The organism is Emticicia sp. 17c (assembly GCF_037153985.1).
Lineage (GTDB): Bacteria > Bacteroidota > Bacteroidia > Cytophagales > Spirosomataceae > Emticicia.
Window position 1 is genome coordinate 787,947 of sequence record NZ_JBBAYI010000002.1, and the last position, 17,893, is coordinate 805,839.

The window sequence follows — 17,893 nt, forward strand, 5'->3', positions numbered from 1 at the left end:
TCTTTTACTCAAATTTAAATAAGCCTTCGTTTAGTGCATTCAAGGCTGCGTTTTTATCTTTTGTATCAACCAGTAAAGAAATATTGTGTTCAGATGCGCCATAGGCAATCATTCTGATTGGAATATCCTTCATGGCTTCTATTACTTTTAATGCAACCCCTGCTTTGTCAGCTTTAAAGTCACCTACAATACAAATAATAGACTGGTTTCTGTCATGCTCTTCCAAATCTGCAATCTGACTTAGAGCGGCACTAATATCTGCCAGATGCTCGGGGTTATCGATAGTTACTGCTACTGAAACTTCAGAAGTGGTAATCATATCGACAGGCGTTTTGTATTTCTCAAAGATTTCAAACACTTTGGTCAGAAATCCGTAGGCGTTCAGCATACGGGTTGAGTGAATATAAATAGCCGTAATGCCATCTTTTGCCGCAATTGCTTTAATTTCAGACTCGGTGGTTTTATGAGCTATAAGCGTTCCATAAGCATTAGGCTCCATGGTATTTTTCAAACGCACAGGCACACCTCTCATTTTTGCTGGGGTAATAGTACTTGGATGTAAAATTTTGGCACCAAAATAAGCCAATTCTGCCGCTTCTTCAAATGTTAATTCACGAACCGGAAAAGTTCTTTTCACAATGCGGGGGTCATTGTTGTGCATTCCGTCGATGTCTGTCCAGATTTGTATTTCTTCGGCCCTGATAGCCCCACCGATTAACGAAGCCGTATAATCGGAGCCACCGCGTTTAAGGTTATCTACTTCGCCACGTGGGTTTCTGCAAATGAACCCTTGAGTAATGAATATCTGGGTGTCTGACAACTGCGAAAGCATAGCCGAAAGTTTTTCTTCCGTGAAACTCAACACAGGTTCGTTGTCGGCATCAATCAGCATAAAATCAAGTGCTGGCAAGAGCGTAGAGCTTACGCCTTCTTCCCGCAAATATGCCTCAAACATCTGGGTAGAAAGCAACTCGCCTTCTGCCACAATTTCTTTATCCTGCTTAATGGTAAAAGGTTTGATATTTACCAGCGAGCGTATAAAACTAAACTCTTTGTCAACAATGGCTTGGCCGTTATTGTAACCCTCCTGAGTTTTGTATAGGTCTTTTATAAATGCCTGATAATGCGCATATAGGGAATCTATTTTTTCAATAGCTTCGGAATCATTATTAGCTTTCAGAGATTCGCCGATAGAGATAAGAGCATTTGTTGTGCCGGACAGGGCCGATAATACAACAATTTTACGTTGACCATCTTCTGTAATCAGATTACGAATAGAGTGCATACGCTCCGGTTTCCCTACGGAAGTACCGCCAAATTTCCAAACTTGCATTTTCTTGTGGTTCTGGTTTTACTATGAATAAAATATTTAATCTTGTGTATGGCTTAATATTTCTTTCCATCTACCCGACTCCGCTATTTCTTTTATATACCCATTTCTTTCTGCCAAAAACCTTTTCAGGTAATTTTCGAGTATTAAGCTGTCTACTATTTTTCCTAAGATTCCGAACGGCGACCTGAACATGAAAACATCTTTCATTAAAACGCCCTGTTGTGTTTCAGTAAAGTAATGCTCATGCCTTAATGCACTAAAAGGGCCTTTCTCCATTTGGTCAACAAAGTATGTGGGCCTATGTGCTGCTGTAATTTTACTGGTTAGCTGTAACCAGATACCAAAGTGTCTGGCGCGCCATGTAACGGTATCACCCAATTGCATAATACCCTGCTTTACCCCTGCCACAATATGTTCGTGTGTGTGCGCTGTTGAAAGCTGGTGCAAATCAACACTCAGAGCCAAATCATAACACACTTCTATTGGTGCAGCTATGGGTGTTTCGAGTATTATCTGAGGCATAGGCTTAACACCGGTTTATTGTAATGCCAGCATTTTAATAGCCGTAATGGCGGCTTCATCGCCTTTGTTGCCGTGTATTCCACCGGCGCGGTCAAGTGCCTGCTGCTGGTTATTAGGCGTTAACACCCCAAAAATAACTGGCTTGTTATATTTTAACGCTACTTGTGTTAATCCGCCGGCAACGGCATGGTTAATATAATCGTTATGCTTTGTTTCGCCTTGAATCACACAACCAATGGCTATCACGGCGTCGATGTCGGTTTTCTGGGCATAGACCTGCGACCCAAAACTTAATTCAAAACTGCCCGGCACATTTGCTCTGATAATGTTTTCGGCTTTTGCACCGTGTGCTAGTAGGGTCTGGTATGCGCCGTCAAAAAGAGCCTCGGTTACTTCGCTGTTCCATTCGGCCACAACAATGGCAAATTTTTTCTGGCTTACATCGGGCAAACCTGTGGTACTGAATACACTAAGATTTTTATTGGCTGATGACATATTCTGTTAAATTACCAAGTAGGCTGACTTATTATTAAAAAAGGGACAAACCTTATTCGGCTTATCCCTTTGATTATTTTCAATGTATAACCAAATTTTACTCGCCGACGATGCCTTCGAGTTTGGACTTGTATCTCTTCGCATTAGTTACTTCTGTTGACTCAGGGAATTTCTCCAGAATCTGGTTATAGGCATCTAATGCTGACTTGTTGTCTTTAATAGTTTCGTAAGCTGTTGCTAACTTCATTAAATACGTTGGCGTAAAGAATTTGTTAGGTTTGTAGTCAGCCGCTTTTTTATAATAAGTGATGGCTTCTTCGGTATTCTTTTTTTCCATGTAGGCATCACCAATCAAAGCGTAAGCACGGCCTTGTACGAGTAAATCGCTTGAGCTGAAGTTTTTCAGGTGTTCAATTGCTTCGTCGAACTTACCTTGTTTCATTAAAGCTACCCCTGAGTAGAAGTTTGCCAGATTACCTGCATCGGTTGCACCGAACTCGTCAGCTATTTTCAATAGCCCTTCGTTACCACCAGTACCGTTCAATGCTTGTTTCAAAGAATCTGACTCAAAAGCATATACCGAATTGAACATGGCAGCCTGTGCTTCGTCGTTTTGTGATTTTGTCCAGTAATTATATCCAACAATACCTAATATAATTGCCAGAATTCCACCACCAACGTAGACTAACAATGTTTGATTCTTCTTTAAGAAATTTTCTGCTTTTCCAAACTCTTGTTTTAAAGTTTCTGCACTTTCAAGAATCTCAATTCCTGTTTTTTCTTTTTTCGCCATTTTTTGACCACTTGTTTGATTACACTTAGTATCAGATAGTTATCGCGCAATCCAGAATTTTATGAATACTTTTAAATGTCCGCATTTTTTCGGACTGCAAAGTTATGAAATTGATTCCGAACTTGTTGTATTCTTTGATAAAAATTATACTAATTCTTATTATTTCTGTTATTTTTTTTCGTTTAGCCGCAGAATTAATGGTTTTAGCCCCAAATCGTACTGTTTTAGTGGTGTTTGTCGGCAGGGTTTACTACTAAATAAAGCCAGGGTTAAATCATAAATAAAGCCGGAATGTGTATTTCCGGCTTTGTAAAATATTTTGTTATGCTGCTATGAAAAAATCTTGCACTTCGTGGGGCTGCACCTTAATAACATTGGCCAACACTAGTACAACTAATGTGCGTGAAGCTATTTTTCTTGGAATATTCGCAATACTTGCATAAGTATCAACGGTGATTCGTTCGTTATCGGCCAGATACTTCATTAAGGTTCTTTCTTTGTCGCCATACCTGAACCTGATATTCTGGGCTTTTCGTTCTCCTTTCAGAATCTCGCGCATTTCGCGGCTGGCCTGAACCGAGCGGTCTTCAACGCGCACATAAGCCTTTCTGTTTTCTATGATGCCATCAAGGTCAACATAGTGGGGTTTATAGGGGCTTTTCGGAATATTAAACACCAGCACTTCTCTTTCGCCTTCAACCATTACATGTTTTACGTCGTAATCAATAGCAGGGTAAATATTCCGTTCAATAGCGCGGCGCAGAATAAACTCATCTTCATCGGCAAATTTAAGCCCTTTAATGCTTTTATCATCGCCGACACCAATAATAAGCCGCCCACCGTCAGAATTAGCGAAAGCAACTACTTCACGGATAATTTTCTCTGGATGGTTAGTCTTGAGCTTAAACTCTATATGCTTGTTTTCGCCGTGCCGAACAAGCTCCTTGAGTTCCCGTAAATCAATTCTTGATTGCTGGGTTGTTGGATATTCCAATATCATTTCCCGAATGATTTTGGTTTATTAAAATTAAATAAAACACTTCTGTTTTGTAAGAACTGTTTCTATCTAAACGAATATACTCAAGAAAAGTTTATAATCAAATCAATAAAGCCAGATAAATTATTTTATTGCCTCCGCCTCGGTTTATACATGAAAAGCATTCAGAATAAAAGCAGCAATTACGCCACCTATTATAGGCCCGATAACGGGTATCCAAGCGTAGTTCCAGTCATTAGCACCTTTACCAGAAATGGGCAGAATGGCATGGGCTAAACGAGGGCCTAAGTCGCGCGCCGGATTAATAGCATAGCCTGTTGGGCCACCTAGCGACAACCCGATTGACCACACCAGAAAACCTACTAACAACGGGCCTGAACCCGATTGGGGCGTACTATAAAACGACGACGACGCCACCACAAGCACAATAGTACCTATTATTTCTGCCAGAATGTTACCCGTAGTATGACGAATAGCCGGAGCCGTAGCAAATATTCCTAACTTTGCGCCTTTGTCTTCGGTTATGCTCCAATGAGGCAGGTAAACCAGCCATACCAGTACTGCTCCTAAAAAGGCCCCGATGAGTTGTGCCAGAATAAAAGGGCCCACATTTGACCAGTCGCCGGTTTTTACGGCCATTGCTACCGTAACGGCCGGATTCAGTTGTGCGGCCTCACTGCCGAATTTCTGTGCCACAAAAATACCCGACATCACGGCAAATGCCCAGCCGGCTGTAATAACTATCCAGCCAGCATTTTCACCTTTTGAGCCTTTTAGTAAAACGTTGGCAACTACACCATTGCCAAGAAGAATAAGTACGAGTGTGCCTATTAACTCGCCAATAAAATTAGAAGTTTGCATTGAGAGGTTTTGTTGGTTTAGGTTGAAAAGTGAAGCAATTTAATTTTTTTTTTGATAGAACAACTAATCCATTGGCATTAAAGCACTAAATTTGCAATTGATAAAACAAAACGCAGGCAACCGTAAGCTAACCTGATAAACCAATGGTGTGTCTGGCAATTTTCGGTTGGCATATAAATGCCCGTTCGGGGGCGGTGTTACCCCGCTCAGCCACAAATGCTTCATGCCTGTTTTTGTGCTTCAGTTTATTTTTCAACGGAATGTTTTTTTCGGAGAAAAAACATAAATCGACTTACTATTGATGTAGCTATAAACGTGATTTTTGAAATCTTCGCCATACTATCACTGGCTACACTTTAAATTTACTATATATGATTTTAACAACTCTTTCTGCTATTTCTCCTGTCGATGGTCGTTATCGCCGTCAGGTGGAAGACCTAGCGAAATATTTTTCAGAATTTGGTTTAATTCATTATCGTGTTCGGATTGAGATTGAATATTTTATTGCGTTGGTCGAACTCCCATTACCGCAGTTAGAAAACTTTCCGAAAAACCTTTACAAAGATTTAAGAGCTATTTATCAGAACTTTTCGGAAGAAGATGCCCTTAAAATCAAGGAAATTGAAAAAACAACCAACCACGATGTAAAAGCCGTTGAATATTTCATTAAAGAAGTATTCGAGAAGCTCGATGTAGCCCCTTATGCCGAGTTTATTCATTTTGGCCTTACCTCGCAGGATATTAACAATACAGCTATTCCGCTTTCGCTGAAAGAGGCCATGACCGACAACGTATTGCCGATTTTTGCTCAGGTTCTTGAAAAACTACATACTTTAGCAGAACAGTGGCAGGATATTTCGTTGCTGGCACATACACACGGCCAGCCCGCTTCGCCAACGCGTCTGGGCAAAGAAATCCTTGTTTTTTGTGAGCGTCTCGAAAAACAACTTGAGCTTCTTACGGCCATTCCTTACTCGGCAAAGTTTGGGGGTGCCACTGGTAACTTTAATGCCCACCATGTGGCTTATCCACAGTCAGACTGGGTTTTGTTTGGTAACAACTTCGTAAATAAACAGTTAGGTTTATTCAGAAGCCAGAAAACAACCCAGATTGAACACTACGATATGCTGGCGGCATTGAGCGATAACCTGAAAAGGCTGAACAATATTCTGATTGACTTCTCACGCGATGTCTGGACTTACGTTTCGATGAGTTATTTCAAACAGAAAATCAAAGCCGGAGAAATAGGCTCATCGGCCATGCCACACAAAGTAAACCCCATTGATTTTGAAAACGCCGAAGGAAACCTAGGCGTAGCAAATGCACTTTTTGAACATTTTTCGGCTAAGTTGCCTATCTCTCGTCTGCAAAGAGACCTGACCGACTCAACAGTTTTAAGAAATCTGGGCGTGCCTGTGGCACATACCGTTATTGCGCTTAAATCGTTACTGAAAGGTCTGGACAAACTAGAGCTGAACAAAGATGCCATTGACCACCACCTGGAAGAAAACTGGGCGGTAGTGGCAGAAGGTATTCAGACTATTTTAAGAAGAGAAGGCTTTCCGAAACCCTATGAGGCCCTTAAATCGCTGACCCGTACGAACGAAAAAATCACGGAAAAGAAAATAAAGGAGTTTATCGATACGCTTGATGTAAGCGAAAAAGTTAAATACGAGCTTCGTCGCATATCGCCGTTCAACTATACAGGTATTTAAGAAACAACCTCATCTTTCTTCCCTTTACCCGTAGCAGCACGAGTCATCGTGTTGCTACATTTTTTATTATTATAGTTTACTTGCAAATCAGTTAATCTCTCATCATTTTTGTAGTTTGTACAAGGAGTAAAATCTAGGCCATGATACAGATAAGAAAAGTTTCTCCTAAACATCCTACTGGCAGGGCTTCATATTTTGTAAACATGAAAGTATCTACCCAACAACCATTTCAAATCGTTTATTCATTATTTGAGCATGAATACCTGGGGTTCTTGTTTGAGTCCTTCATTGTTCAACTTAATGGAAAAGGCGAGCTTACGCTACTAAATCAGAATATTTCTTCAAAAAATATACGAGAGTTTTCAGAACGTTTAGATGCCACCGATTTTGAATTAGTAAAACTTATTGATGCCATTCAGCAAGAAGCCGTTCTGAAAAAATTCAATACCCGAAAAATTAGCCCGCTCGATTTCTTCCTGAAAGTTTTTGATTCCGACAAAGGCGATAAACTCTTACAGGAAACCATTCATGGGTATATAGAAAAACACCGCGCACAAATTCTGGAAAAACTTCTGGCTAAACAGGTTTTTGTTATGGGTACTGATGGCGACCCCACATGGAAACCTATCAGAATGATTGAAGAAGGGGCAAGGGTATTCTTTAATTTTATCAGAAACGAAGAAAACACCCATTATTTTCCGACCATTAAATGTGCTGGCGAGCGCGTTCAGTTTCAGTTTAAGAATGCCAGCATTTTATCGGACGACCCCGCATGGCTACTGGTCGATAACAAACTTTACCATTTTGAAAAAAACGTCGATGGTAAAAAGCTACGCCCTTTTCTGAACAAAAACCACATTATTATTCCTCGTAATATTGAAGACACCTACTATCAGAAATTTATTGCGCCGTTAATAGCACAGTTTGATGTTTTTGCGCAAGGTTTTGACATAAAATTCGAGAAACACCCTTCAAAACCACTCCTGACAATCTCAGAAATGGCAACAAGCCCCGCCAAAGCAATGGCAAGCCTTTTTGAGCAGGAGGAAGAAGAAAAAGAAGAAAAAGACACCAAGATAGTTTTCGATCTGGCGTTTCAGTACGGTACGTACACTTTCCGGTTTGATAGTTTCTCGGCCGAGGCTTACGTAAACGTAGAAAAAAATGGTACTGACTGGATTTTTCATAAAGTAAAACGAGATTTAGCTTATGAACGTAGCCAGATAAATCTGCTCAGAGGCTGGGGGCTTGACCTCCGCCACGGGCGTGTTTCGTTACCCAAAGCGCCGGCTTTTTCATGGCTGCAAAAAAACGCTAACGCTTTAGAAGAAAACAATTTTGAAGTAAGGCAGGATTCAGGCAGTTTTAACCAGAAACAATATTTTTTGGGTTATTCTTCTATCGAAATTAATATTGAAGAAAAAAACGATTGGTTCGATATTCAGGCAAAGGTTCGTTTTGGCGAATTTGAAATCCCCTTCCTGAAACTCAGGAACCTGATTATGGCTAATAAACGTGAGTTTATTCTACCCAATGGCCAGATTGCGGTTATTCCTGAAGAATGGTTTACAAGGTATTCGGAGCTTTTCAGTTTTGTTGAGAAAACCGACGAAGATGATATTATTCTGAAAAAGCACCATCTGGTTCTGGTACAGGACTTGACCGACGAGGGGCTGGCGCATTCGGTAATGACCAGAAAACTAGAAAGACTCCGCGATTTTGAGAAAATTAACCAGTACGAATCGCCCAAAGGTTTACTGGCAACCTTACGGCCTTACCAGAAAGCAGGCTACGACTGGCTGAGGTTTTTGTCGGAATACAAATTTGGCGGATGCCTCGCCGATGACATGGGTTTGGGTAAAACCATTCAGACGCTCGCCTTTTTACAATCTCAGAAAGAAACCGGACTGGCGCAAAACCCTAGCTTGTTAATTATGCCTACCTCGCTGGTGTACAACTGGCTGAAAGAAATCGAGAAGTTTACCCCAGATCTGAAAGCCTTTGTTTATACAGGTACCTATCGGGAAAAAAACACCGAGCAATTTAATAACTATGATTTAATTCTGACTTCGTACGGTATTGTCAGGCTCGATATTGATTTCATTAAAGATTACCGTTTCAATTATGTTATTCTGGATGAGTCGCAGTCTATTAAAAACCCGACATCGCATATTTCCAGAGCGGTTATGCAACTTAATAGTGCAAATCGTTTGATACTGACGGGTACGCCGCTGGAAAACAGCACCATGGACTTATGGACTCAGATGACCTTCATTAACCCAGGTTTACTGGGTACACAGAGTTTTTTTAGAAACGAATACCAGATTCCGATTGAAAAACATCAGGACGAAAAACAGATACGTCATCTATATAACCTCATCAAGCCTTTTATGCTACGCAGGCATAAGTCGCAGGTAGCTACCGAACTACCCCCTAAAGTAGAAAGTGTGCATTACTGCGACATGACCGAAGAGCAGGAAAAAACCTACGAAGAAGCAAAATCTTATTACAGAAACATTATTCTGGAACAGATAGAGCAAGACGGCCTCGGTAAATCACAGATGGTAGTGTTACAAGGCTTAACCAAACTCCGGCAACTGGCGAATCATCCGGTCATGATTGATGAGAATTATGAGGGGAATTCGGGTAAAGACGAAGAGGTTTTGCAAAGGCTTGAAACCATTATCGAAGAAGACCACAAGGTGCTGGTGTTCAGCCAGTTTGTAAAGCATCTGGCCTTTTTCAGAAATTATCTCGACGAACACCACATTCCTTACTGCTATCTGGATGGCTCTACGGCTAACCGACAAGAGCAGGTCGATATTTTTCAGACAGATAAAAACATCAAGATTTTTCTGATTTCGTTAAAGGCCGGAGGCTTAGGCTTAAACCTTACGGCTGCCGAATATGTTTTTCTGTTAGACCCCTGGTGGAATCCGGCAATTGAGGCCCAAGCCGTTGACCGCGCCCATAGAATAGGGCAACAGAATACCGTTTTCACTTATAAGTTTATTACCCGTAATTCGGTAGAAGAAAAAATTCTGGCTTTACAACAAAACAAAAGAAAGCTATTCGATAACCTGATTACTACCGAAGAAACCTTCGTTAAGTCGTTGTCGAAAGAAGACATCTTGAATTTGCTTACTTAGGTTTACAGACCGGTTTTACCTACTATTTAACGCTTAAATATTTATACCATGAAAATTGTTTATCTTGACGCATACACTGTTAATATCCTAGAAGACCTTGATTTATCGGCACTTCATACTTTAGGCGAAGTAACACTTTATGACCGCACGCCCAAAGAACAAATTATTGAGCGCGCTAAAGATGCCGAAGTGATATTGACCAACAAATGCCCGCTGAACCGTGAGCTTATCAGCCAGCTACCTAAGCTGAAATACATTGGCGTTACGGCCACCGGTTATAATATTATTGATGTAGCAGCCGCCAAAGAGCAAGGTATTATTGTTACTAATGTTCGTGGGTATAGCTCTGCTTCAGTAGCGCAACTGGTGTTTTCGTTAATATTAAGCTTTACCAATAAAGTAGCTGCACACGCGCATAATATTGCTCAAACGTGGCCTTCTTCGGCCGACTGGTGTTTTTATTTATCACCCCTGACAGAACTCGAAGGTAAAACTTTAGGTATTATCGGGCTGGGCGATATTGGTAAAAAAGTAGCAAACATAGGGCTAGGGTTCGGCATGAAGATTCTGGCTAATAAAAGAAACCTAAACAGTGGCGGAATGGAAGGCGTAGAACTTTGTGAAGTAGATAAACTCTTGAAAAAAAGTGATTTTGTTACTTTGCATTGCCCCCTGACAGCCGAGAATCAGGGCTTTATTAATAAACAGGCCCTAGCACTTATGAAACCATCGGCTATATTAATTAATACCTCTCGCGGCGGATTAATTAATGAAGCTGAACTGGCCGAGGCTCTCAATACAGCTGCAATTGCAGGGGCGGGGCTTGATGTTTTGTCGAGCGAACCTCCGGCAGCCGATAATCCGCTTCTGACTGCCAAAAACTGTATTATTACGCCACATATTGCATGGGCAGGAGTTGATGCCCGCCAAGCCTTACTCAAAGGCACCATCGAAAATATCAGGGCTTATCAGAAAGGCACACCACAGAACGTAGTATCATAATTTTTTCGGATAAACTGCAACTTTTTTGCCTGTACTCATGTATAAAAAGTATTATCCGTATTATTAACTGTTTTATGAAAAAACTATACGCAGCCATAGGTTTATGCCTATGTGCATTAAGCGCACTATTAGCACAAGACAACAAAACCTCAAACGAAGAAAAGTACGTTATCCACATTAAAAAATCTGCGACTCCCATTAAGCTAGACGGCGTTCTGGACGAAGACGTATGGAAAACCGCCGACATCAGTAAAGATTTTTTCCTGAACCGCCCTTACGACTCTTCCTTTGCAAAGCTACAAACAGAAGTTCGGGTGGCTTTTGATAATAACTTTATTTATGTTGGGGCTATTTGCTACCAGCCAAGAAACAGTTATACGGTTGCCTCTTTAAAAAGAGACTTTGAACCGGGTACCAGCGATGTGTTTATTCTGAACCTCGACACCTTCAAAGACCGCCTCAATGCTTTTCAGTTTGTGGTGAATCCTTACGGTGTACAACGCGAGGGGCTACTTTTTAACGGCGGCGAGATTTCTAACTACTGGGACAACAAGTGGTATTCGCACGTAAAGAACCACGACGATTATTGGGTAGTTGAAATGGCTATTCCTTTTAAAACTATTCGTTATAAAGTAACCGAGGGTGAAAACACTTGGCGGGTAAACTTTACAAGAACCGTTATGAAACGCAACGAGCAATCAAGCTGGAGTCCGGTGCCTCGTAACTTTGCCCCTAGTAATCTGGCTTATACTGGCCTGATGGTGTGGGACGAAACCCCACCCAAGCCCGGAGCCAACATCTCTGTGATTCCTTATGTGTCGTTAGCCACCCAGAAGGATTTCCCCAGAAACGAAGATGACCTTAGCCCTTTAGGTGCTACTTCGGCGTATCCGAAAGGCATCGGGCTGGATGCCAAAGTGGCTGTTACACCCTCGTTGAATCTTGATTTAACAATAAACCCTGATTTCTCTCAGGTTGAGGTAGACAAACAAGTTACCAACCTGAGCCGTTTTGAGTTGTTTTTTCCTGAAAGAAGGCAGTTTTTCCTCGAAAACAACGACCTTTTCGGCACTTTCGGTTTCCCCGATACCCGCCCGTTTTTCTCACGCCGGATTGGTATCACCCGTAACCCCAATACAGGTCTTAACCAACAGGTTCCTATTCTGGCAGGGGCTCGTTTAAGCGGTAAACTCAACGACAAATGGCGCGTTGGGCTCATGAATATGCAAACCAGACGCGTCGATTTTGGTAACAATAATTATTTGCCTGCGGCTAACTATTCGGTAGCTACTATTCAACGCAAAATATTCACTCGCTCAACCATTGGTGCTATTTTTACCGATAAAGAAAATATTTTCGGCAATTTAACCGAACAGCAAACACAAAATTACAGGCGTTACAATAGAGTAGGAGGGTTAGAATTTAATTATTATTCAAAAGACAGCCGCTTTGAGGTTGAGACCTATTACCACGAGTCTTTTTCGCCTGATGGAAAAAAAGATGCTGGTAGTGCCGCGCATTTTATGGGCTACCATCACCCCAACATTGACCTTAACTTTGGTGTACAGCGTATTGGCGAAAACTACCGCGCTGATATTGGCTTTGTGCCGCGTACAGGTATATGGCAGATTTATCGTCCCGCCAACATCGTATTAAACCCTAAATCAGCTCAAATTGCGAAATACATTAATGCCTATGGCGTTGGAACTGAAGGCAAAGATGTGTTTGATTTAAAAGGGAATCTGCTCGATAGTGAGTCAAATGTTTTTGCTTTTGCCAATAGTCCTGCTGGTGATGAAGCCTACATCGCATATAGCTGGAGTTTCACCCATTTGTTTGGTGCATTTGACCCAACCAATGCCAGCGATAACCCCAACCCCGACACCTATAAAAATGTAGTAGAACTACCCATAGGCGATTACAAATCAAAATTCTTTAATATAGGGTACAGCAGTAGCCGGCGATACACCCTGACAGGCTCTTTTGATTTCAGTACCGGTAAGTACTTTAATGGTAAAGCCGATATATTGGAAAGCAGCATAGCGTATCGTTTTCAGCCCTACGGTGTTCTTACGCTTGACTGCAACTATACCAGAATTGATTTACCACAGCCATACAATAGCGTAAAATACTGGCTATTAGGCCCCAGAGCAGAGCTTGCGATGTCAAAAAGCTTGTTTTTCAGCACTTTTTTTCAATATAATACACAAACTAACAACATCAATATTAATTCCCGTTTGCAATGGCGTTTCCGCCCTGTGAGCGATGTTTTTCTGGTATATACCGACAATTATTTTGCCGAGAATATCAGCAGGTATTATGTAAACGCCTGGGCTCCTAAAAACAGAGCCTTAATTTTAAAAATGACCTACTGGCTCAATATATAGCTTTGGTTACCCGCCTCAACTAAAATTATGCGTGGCATAGGGGTAAACAGGGTTTCGTTTGTCTTGATTAAAAATTACGTTTTATGCAACCATTGTATGTATAAACGCATCATTAACAAAAATGAACGAAATTATGAAACGTAACATCTTTGCCATTCTTATTTTGTTTTGCATGATTTTCGTTACCGAAGCCAATGCCCAACGCCGCGGATACAGGTATCGATACGCTCCACCCCGCCCTTATGTACGGGTTGTGCCACGTGTAATTGTTCCAAGAATTGTTGTACCTCCGCCAGCTATTGGCTTTTCGTGGGGTTACAGGCCACGAGTATATATTGTTCCGCCACCTATTATTATCGGAGGTGGGCGAGGCTGGCGTCATTATCACCGCCGCGGATACGACTGTAATGACCGCTGCCACTGTTGGAGTGACGACCACTACTATCGTGAACGCGAACGTAGATATTATGATGACCGAAGAGATTATTATGACGACAGAGACAGACGTTATAATGAGGACAACCGAAACCGCCGGTATTATGACAACGACCGTTACTATAATCGACTGGAAGACACCCGACAACAGGCAGACCCCAGAACTTATAACACTGACGAAGATTTTTACGAGGATGAACCAGACACTGTCTGACTACATATAAATAGCATTTCATTGGCAGTAGTGAGTAACTTTTACTACTGCTTTTTTTATAATATAAACATCGGCTCAAGGGTAGCATATATTCTCGTTAAACATAAAGCCAGCATGAATTTTCAGTACCCTTAAATGAGGTTTTTATCCCCTTACAGTCGTATTCTCAATTATTTTAAAGTGCCTGTTTTAACGATTTTTTAGCATTTGGCTATTATTAATTAATAATTAATTTTTTTTATTTTTTGAATTAGCTTCTGTTAATTAAATTTGTTACTGGATTATTACTATACCTATTATTTAAACAAAAAATGAAGAATTTACTCTTAATTACCCCCACTCCTCGAGAGGGGCATTTATCTCCGCCTATGCGTTCCAGACGGAACCGGTATTTCAATCAACCCGTAAGTTTATCTGTACAATTATTGTTTAACTGCCAGTCTTAAGCAGTTATTGATTCCTGTCTTTATCGGCACCTATAAGGCATTAACATCATGCTTGGTGGTTTAACCACCTACGGCTTTGTATGCCTTGTTATTACTGACAAAGGTCAGGCTTATGAGTTTATATCCGCACTATCATACATTACATGAATAGATAAGTTTGCTGTGTATTTCCACACATGAAATAATACGAACCTATATTTAATTTAATGTACTTGAGAGATATGCAAAAGAATATTAATAAAATTCCGATTTCAATTATTACACTTACCCTGAATAATACCAGAACATTAGATGGCGTATTAAAATCTGTTGTTGACTGGGCCGACGAATTACTCGTTTTAGACTGTGGAAGTACCGACGGAACTGAAGAAATTGCCAGAAAGTATCAGGCAAATTTTATTTACCGAAAATTTGATAGTTTTGGCAAACAAAAATCTTATGCGGTTTCGATGGCTAAACACGACTGGGTTTTTATTGTAGACTCGGACGAAGTTGTGAGCGATGAATTAAGAGAAGAAATTCTGGAAGCCTTTCAGAACCCCGGGTATGAGGGTTTCATGATTCCGAACACCTTAATTTTTCTGGGAAAACCCTTGCGCTACGGGCGTGAATACAAAATGCCTCACCTTCGGCTATTTAACAGGAAACACGGCTATTATAACGACCGCGAGATTCATGAAGATGTTGTATTGAACGGAAAAAGGGGTAAGCTGAAAAACCACGTTTTGCATAATAGCTATGCCGATGTGAGCGATTACCTGAACAAAATAAATAACTACACTACCAAAGGAGCCGTTGAATTACATAAAGCCGATAAAAAGGTGTCTATTGTAAAAATAATGGCCAAGTTTCCTGTAAAGTTTCTAATTGAATACCTGGTCAGGTTAAATTTTCTGAATGGCTACCGCGGTTTCGTCTGGTCTTTCGGGCAAGCGGTTAGCACGACGGTCAAATACATTAAACTACACGAGATTAATCAGGGGAATTTTAAATCTGAGCTTCGATGATATATGCTTTAATTGCTATTGTAGCAGCTTTTTTTGTTTGGTTATCTGTCATGATTTCCCCCAAAAGAGGTATTCCTGTTTTAATGTATCATAAAGTTTTACCTGATTTTACCGATGATTTAACTGTAAGTGTTCTCCAACTAGAAGAACACTTGCAGTTTCTACAATCAAAAGGCTATCAGATTCTTCCTTTAGAACGCTTGATAGGTCATCTTACAGAAAAAGAAAAATTACCTGCTAATGCTGTTTTTATCACCTTTGACGACGGCTACCTGAATAATTTAAAATATGCTTACCCCATACTGGAAAGGTACCACGCCCCTGCTACAATTTTTTTACCGACTAGCTATATTGGTAAAACAAGCTCGTGGGATACAAAAGCCGACGATTTAATGAATGTAGCTCAACTAAAGTCTTTAAATCCTGCCCTTATTTCGTTTGGTCTGCATTCGCATACACACCAAAACTACAAAACAGCAGGAATTGCTGAAATAGCAAACGATTTACAAAACAACATTCATTTTTTTAAACAGAGTGGTTTATCGTTTTTACCTGCATTTGCGTACCCTTATGGCGGAAGGCCAAAAAATAAAATACTACTTAAGCAAATGAAAGAGGCCATGCAGTCAATGGGAGTTATTATGGCTTTCAGGATAGGTAACCGGTTAAACCGTTCTTTTAAAGATAATTATGAGCTACAAAGGTTAGACATAAGAGGGTCTGATTCTTTTAGCGTGTTTCAGAAGAAACTGGCAGGAAAAGCAAAAATAAGTTTTTAATCCTTACCGTACAGCTGGCTCTGACACTGCTTTACGTGTTTTTTCCTGAGTTATATTTCTATTTCCATAGAGTAAGTAAATATATTATCAATCTTTATATAATTCATATATCTATTGATGTTATAAAAGGATATATTTGTATAATCTAAAAAAATACTCCTATGAAAAAGAACCTATTCGTAATCTTGTTATTGCTCGCCACCTGTTCTGCTGCTTTTAGCCAACAAAAAGAAGAAAAATCGGCTTCTGCCGATAAAGGTCTAATTAAAGTATCTGTTTTTTATCCGTATTCTGAAGGCAAAACTTTTGATATGGACTACTACGAAAACAAACACATGCCATTTGTGGCGGGTTTGTTAGGGTCTAATCTGGTTCGATATACCATTGAAAAAGGTGTTTCAAGCGGCACACCCAACGCTCCACTGCCTTTTATGGCAATCGGAAGTTTTTATGTAAAAAGTATCAGCGAATATCAAGCAGCCATCGCTCCGAACATACAGGCTATCAGAGCCGATTTTCAGAAATATACCAATGTTATCCCTACCGTACAGGTGAGTGAAGTAATCAGGTAGTTTTTTAGCATAAAAAAGGCCTAAAATTTCAAATCAATATAATAACTCATTCTGAAATTAACTTGCGCAAGTCGGTTTCAGAATGAGTTTATTTTTTCGTAACCAACTTTTCTGCTTCCTTTTATCTTATTTCAATTGCTTTGTTGAAAATCTGTTTTTCATGCTACTTTAAACGAAAAACATTATGTTCAAGACCCAAATACCCGCTGAAAGTGAAATTAGTTTTTTGTTATCTTATCATTTCTACTTTTAAATAATCATCAGCTAGTCTACTCTAGTCTTTAGTACTTACAGCAGAGCAATAACTAAAACTTAATTTTTTTCAAATTTTTAAAGGGGACAAAAAACATATAGACTTTCTTAACTGCACCTATTAATAAATAGTGCTATTATTTACGAAAAATAATAGTATTTTTAGATTGAACTTATGTGCAGTTTCAACCCGCATAATATGCGTATACACATGGCCACAAACCAAAAAAGCTAATAAAATGAAGAAAATAATCATTACATTTCTCGTACCTTTTGTTTCAATAAGCAGCCTTTATTCTCAAAATAAAACTATTACAGGCAGAGTAATTACTGAAGATTTGGAAATTATGCCATATACGCAAATTGTAATTAATGATACAGTGAAAGTTGGCAAAACAGATTTAAATGGTTATTTCAAGATAGATATTCCCGTTTCTGTGAAAAAAATATTACTTAGAGATGTTGGCATGGAAACAACTACAATTACGCTTGAAGATTCTTGTAATGAGGTTGAGATAATAGTGATGTTTGATATCATTTATGATTTTATTACGCTCAGGAGGGTAGATAGACTCAGGATGAAAAGATTGAAGAAAATACCCGAACTACACAGGCAAGCATTTGAGAAAGGCATATTCAAAACGCCTATCGCGTGTTATACCCAAGAGATTATCCCTTATTACGAGAAAAGATAAAGTGAAGTTCAATAAATATAATTCTCCTGATACAACTTAATGAAATAAAACTCAAGGCAATAATATTATTTTATCCCTAGCATTTCCATTTAATTTTGTTTTTTGGTGTATTATATATTATTTTTTGAGGTATAAGCCCAAAAAAAGACCCCAACATTTCTGTTGAGGTCTTTCACAATAAAATCCTGGCATCTACCTACTCTCCCAAGTTTGAACTCAGTACCATCAGCGGTGCGGGG

General features: G+C 39.9%; 17 protein-coding genes. 10 read left to right on the forward strand and 7 right to left on the reverse strand.

Annotated features, from left to right (window positions below):
* Window positions 1-4: 4 nt before the first annotated feature.
* The 7 genes from WAA15_RS07770 to WAA15_RS07800 all read right to left on the reverse strand — a co-directional run bounded on the left by WAA15_RS07770 (window position 5) and on the right by WAA15_RS07800 (window position 5,257).
* Window positions 5-1,333 carry an aspartate kinase gene (locus tag WAA15_RS07770; protein WP_337042148.1) on the reverse strand — a complete coding sequence of 443 codons (1,329 nt, stop codon included), beginning with the start codon at window positions 1,331-1,333 and terminating at the stop codon, window positions 5-7.
* A gap of 36 nt (window positions 1,334-1,369) precedes the next feature.
* Window positions 1,370-1,855, reverse strand: a complete 486-nt coding sequence (locus tag WAA15_RS07775) for an SRPBCC family protein (protein WP_337042149.1) — start codon at window positions 1,853-1,855, stop codon at window positions 1,370-1,372.
* A gap of 15 nt (window positions 1,856-1,870) precedes the next feature.
* Complete coding sequence (gene ribH / locus WAA15_RS07780) at window positions 1,871-2,350, reverse strand: 6,7-dimethyl-8-ribityllumazine synthase (RefSeq protein WP_337042150.1); 480 nt, start codon at window positions 2,348-2,350, stop codon at window positions 1,871-1,873.
* A gap of 97 nt (window positions 2,351-2,447) precedes the next feature.
* Window positions 2,448-3,143: a tetratricopeptide repeat protein gene (locus WAA15_RS07785; protein WP_337042151.1), complete on the reverse strand. Its 696-nt coding sequence runs from the start codon at window positions 3,141-3,143 to the stop codon at window positions 2,448-2,450.
* A gap of 322 nt (window positions 3,144-3,465) precedes the next feature.
* Entirely contained in the window at window positions 3,466-4,143 is a 678-nt protein-coding gene (locus WAA15_RS07790; protein ID WP_337042152.1) for an AlbA family DNA-binding domain-containing protein, read from the reverse strand.
* 144 nt (window positions 4,144-4,287) lie between these two features.
* Entirely contained in the window at window positions 4,288-5,001 is a 714-nt protein-coding gene (locus WAA15_RS07795; protein ID WP_337042153.1) for an MIP/aquaporin family protein, read from the reverse strand.
* 127 nt (window positions 5,002-5,128) lie between these two features.
* Window positions 5,129-5,257, reverse strand: coding sequence for a hypothetical protein (locus WAA15_RS07800; RefSeq protein ID WP_337042154.1), 129 nt, complete (start codon window positions 5,255-5,257; stop codon window positions 5,129-5,131).
* 115 nt (window positions 5,258-5,372) lie between these two features.
* On the opposite strand from WAA15_RS07800, the gene purB reads away from it, so the two are divergent.
* The 10 genes from purB to WAA15_RS07850 all read left to right on the forward strand — a co-directional run bounded on the left by purB (window position 5,373) and on the right by WAA15_RS07850 (window position 17,654).
* Window positions 5,373-6,716 carry an adenylosuccinate lyase gene (gene purB, locus WAA15_RS07805; protein WP_337042155.1) on the forward strand — a complete coding sequence of 448 codons (1,344 nt, stop codon included), beginning with the start codon at window positions 5,373-5,375 and terminating at the stop codon, window positions 6,714-6,716.
* 203 nt (window positions 6,717-6,919) lie between these two features.
* The gene (locus WAA15_RS07810; RefSeq protein WP_337042171.1) at window positions 6,920-9,865 is read left to right on the forward strand and encodes a DEAD/DEAH box helicase; all 2,946 of its coding nucleotides are present in this window, start codon (window positions 6,920-6,922) and stop codon (window positions 9,863-9,865) included.
* Between the two features lie 48 nt (window positions 9,866-9,913).
* Window positions 9,914-10,867 (forward strand): D-2-hydroxyacid dehydrogenase, encoded by a 954-nt coding sequence (locus tag WAA15_RS07815; RefSeq protein ID WP_337042156.1) that lies wholly within the window; start codon window positions 9,914-9,916, stop codon window positions 10,865-10,867.
* 74 nt (window positions 10,868-10,941) lie between these two features.
* Window positions 10,942-13,254, forward strand: a complete 2,313-nt coding sequence (locus WAA15_RS07820; protein ID WP_337042157.1) for a DUF5916 domain-containing protein — start codon at window positions 10,942-10,944, stop codon at window positions 13,252-13,254.
* A 133-nt stretch (window positions 13,255-13,387) separates the two neighbouring features.
* Window positions 13,388-13,903 (forward strand): hypothetical protein, encoded by a 516-nt coding sequence (locus WAA15_RS07825; RefSeq protein WP_337042158.1) that lies wholly within the window; start codon window positions 13,388-13,390, stop codon window positions 13,901-13,903.
* Window positions 13,904-14,214: 311 nt separating this feature from the next.
* A complete protein-coding gene (locus WAA15_RS07830; protein ID WP_337042159.1) occupies window positions 14,215-14,349 on the forward strand; it encodes a hypothetical protein in 135 nt (44 codons plus the stop codon).
* A 221-nt stretch (window positions 14,350-14,570) separates the two neighbouring features.
* On the forward strand, window positions 14,571-15,356 hold the full coding sequence (locus tag WAA15_RS07835) for a glycosyltransferase family 2 protein (protein ID WP_337042160.1): 786 nt from the start codon (window positions 14,571-14,573) through the stop codon (window positions 15,354-15,356).
* Entirely contained in the window at window positions 15,353-16,135 is a 783-nt protein-coding gene (locus WAA15_RS07840) for a polysaccharide deacetylase family protein (protein WP_337042161.1), read from the forward strand. The genes WAA15_RS07835 and WAA15_RS07840 overlap by 4 nt, the downstream gene beginning before the upstream one ends.
* 161 nt (window positions 16,136-16,296) lie before the next feature.
* Window positions 16,297-16,707 (forward strand): EthD family reductase, encoded by a 411-nt coding sequence (locus WAA15_RS07845; RefSeq protein ID WP_337042162.1) that lies wholly within the window; start codon window positions 16,297-16,299, stop codon window positions 16,705-16,707.
* Between the two features lie 491 nt (window positions 16,708-17,198).
* Entirely contained in the window at window positions 17,199-17,654 is a 456-nt protein-coding gene (locus WAA15_RS07850) for a hypothetical protein (RefSeq protein WP_337042163.1), read from the forward strand.
* The last annotated feature ends 239 nt before the right edge of the window (window positions 17,655-17,893 follow it).